This is a genomic window from Mesorhizobium sp. M2A.F.Ca.ET.037.01.1.1 (assembly GCF_003998075.1).
GTDB lineage: Bacteria > Pseudomonadota > Alphaproteobacteria > Rhizobiales > Rhizobiaceae > Mesorhizobium.
Map to the genome: position 1 here is coordinate 1 of NZ_RZSA01000897.1, position 2702 is coordinate 2702.

Sequence of the window (2702 nt, forward strand, 5' to 3'; positions counted from 1 at the left end):
CCGAAGGGGACATCGACCAGCGCGCATTTTAGAGTCATTAGCGCCGCGAGCGCCTCCACTTCTTCGGCGTCGGCGTCCGGTGCAAAGCGGATGCCTCCCTTGACCGGCTCGCAATGCTCGCTGTGAACGGAGCGCCAGCCGATGAAGCTGTACATGCGGCCGCGAAGCCTCACACCGAAGCGGACCGTGTATGTTGAATTGCACTGAGTGATGCGCTCCGCCAATCCCTCGGGCAGATCAAGGAACGCTATTGCATGACGGAAATTCTCGTCGATACTTTCAAGAAATCCAGCAGAATTAGCTATCATTATACACCCATCACAGCGCTACTCGCGCTTACGCGTTGACTAATTCAGATAGTTTGCTGTAGCGCGTGCCCAATCTGTAGAATTTGCACTGAAACGAACGCCAAATAGTGGAGGTCTTCCATCCGGGCGTTCCTTCCATTGGCCAGATCGAAGGCAGCTGGGATTCCGAGCCTCCAAGACCCAAGTGCTAAAGACTGTTTGAAGCGGCGTGCTGCCCCCCTGAGATTTCTTTTCTTTGCAGACAATCGTCACAGCCGCGCCTCGGTCAGCCGCGATTGATGCAAACCACCTTGGGCTGGGTCATCTCTTCGTAAGCAAACCGGACGCCTTCCCTGCCCATGCTTCCATATTTAAAGCCGCCGAAAGGCATCGCATCAAACCGGTAGTCGGAGGAGTCATTGATCATCACACCACCAGCGTCGAGCTTGTTCGCCGCCTCAAGCGCGACAGAGAGATTGCTGGTGAAGATGCCCGCATGCAGGCTGTATTCCGGAAGATTGGCCATCCCGATGGCTTCATCGAGCGTGTCGAAAGGCGCGAGCATGACCACAGGCGCGAACGCTTCCTCATGCCAAAGAAGACAGGTTGTGGGCGTGCCTTCGAGCACGGTCGGGTGATAAAGCGAGCCTTCGCGGAAGTGGCCGCACAACAATTTCGCGCCGGCAGCGATGGCCTCATTGACGGCTGCTTCAGTTCGCTCCGCTACTTGTTGCGAGATCATCGGCCCTACATCTGTCTCCTCGCGAGATGGATCGCCGGCCTTTAGCTTATTAGTCCCTTCGATAAAGGCATTTCGGAAGCGAGCATAAAGTTCGGCTTGAACCAGAATGCGCTGGGCGCCGATACAATTTTGCCCGGCTGCCCAAAATGCGCCAGATACGCAGCCTTCAACCGCTTTATCGAAGTCACAATCCTCCATCACGATGACCGGCGCATTGCCGCCGAGTTCCATTGCCAGCTTCTTCAGTCCTGCGTTGCGGCTGATCACTTCTCCGGTCGCAAAGCCGCCGGTGAATGACACCATGCGTACCTCACGCGCAGAAACCAAGGCCGAGACCAGCTCTCTATCACCATGAACGACGGTAACGACTTCCTGCGGCAGGCCCGCTTCCACTAGCACTCCGACCAGATTGATTGCGGAGAATGGCGTCAAATTAGACGGTTTCAGCAGCACCGCGTTGCCGCCGGCGATTGCAGGGCCAAGTTTGTGAGCCACTAGGTTCAGCGGATCGTTGTACGGTGTGATGGCGGTGATGATGCCGAGCGGCTCACGAGTGAACCAGCCTTGGCGTTGTTCTGATCCCGCATAGGCATCGAAAGGCACGATCTCACCAGCATTTCGCTTTGCCTCCTCAGCCGACAGCTTCAGCGTATTGACGCTACGAAGCACCTCCTTCCGTGCCTGCACGATCGTTTTCCCGGCTTCGCGCACGATCATTTTGGCAAATGCATCGCGTCGGCTCTCGATGATTTGGGCGGCCCCTTCAAGGATAGTCGCACGCTGGTGCCTTGGCAGGTTGCGAGAAATCTCGGCCCCGCGTCGGGCGCGTGCGAGAAGCTCGTGGATTTCGGCAGCATCGGTCACGTCGACCACGCCTATCAGATAGCCTTCATAGGGACTATGCACCGACACTGTGTCTACCACCTTTCCGGCGTGAAGTTTGGCAGCGGTCATTTCGCGGTTCCCCTTGCTTGGCTGCGGGCACGTGGCTGCCATTGTCGGCGGTCGGGCGGTCGGGCGGTCGGGCGGCCGCCCTTTGGCTGCGCCCCGCCCAAGTCATCAGACACGGGAGCCATCAACTTCTCTTCCGCCAGCCTATCACCCGGTTCTAAACAGGCGCATTGATCGTGACGCTGCTGGGCACACCCCCCGAACAGTAGAGAGCGGCAACCTGAAGTGACAAAAAACCGACCGAAGCATCAGACCTTTTGGCCATCGCGGACCAGGTCATCCATGACCGCACGCACTGCGTGTTCGGCGATCGCAACGATCTCTTCGACTTCAGCCTTCGTCGTCACGAGCGGCGGGGCAAAACCCAGGATGTCGCCGTGCGGCATGGCTCGAGCTATAAGGCCCCGGTCACGGGCTGCTTTCGAAATTCGGGCACCGACCTTGAGCGTCGGATCGAAACGCTTTCGATTGTCGCGATCCGCCACGAACTCGATCGCGCCCATGAGGCCAACGCCTCGCACTTCGCCGACGATCGGCAACCGTGCAAACTTTTCCTTCAGCTGCGCCTGGAAAATTGCGCCTACATCACGAGCATTGCCGGGGAGGTCTTCCTTCTCAACGATGTCGAGGACCGCGTTGGCTGCGGCAGCCCCGATCGGATGACCCGAGTAGGTGTAGCCGTGCGAGAATGCGCCGACCTTGTCAGCTCCGTCCTCCAAGAC

The 2702-nt window shown here is 58.3% G+C and carries 3 protein-coding genes; all 3 read right to left on the minus strand.

Annotated features, from left to right (window positions below):
• The coding region (locus EOA27_RS30925) for a Glu/Leu/Phe/Val dehydrogenase dimerization domain-containing protein (RefSeq protein ID WP_281059491.1) at window positions 1–308 on the minus strand (308 nt) is incomplete at its 3' end.
• A 265-nt stretch (window positions 309–573) separates the two neighbouring features.
• Window positions 574–1983 (minus strand): aldehyde dehydrogenase family protein, encoded by a 1410-nt coding sequence (locus EOA27_RS30930; protein WP_127258026.1) that lies wholly within the window; start codon window positions 1981–1983, stop codon window positions 574–576.
• Window positions 1984–2228: 245 nt separating this feature from the next.
• Window positions 2229–2702, minus strand: a 474-nt coding sequence (locus EOA27_RS30935) for an aminotransferase class III-fold pyridoxal phosphate-dependent enzyme (protein WP_127258028.1), incomplete at its 5' end; no start/stop codon positions are given.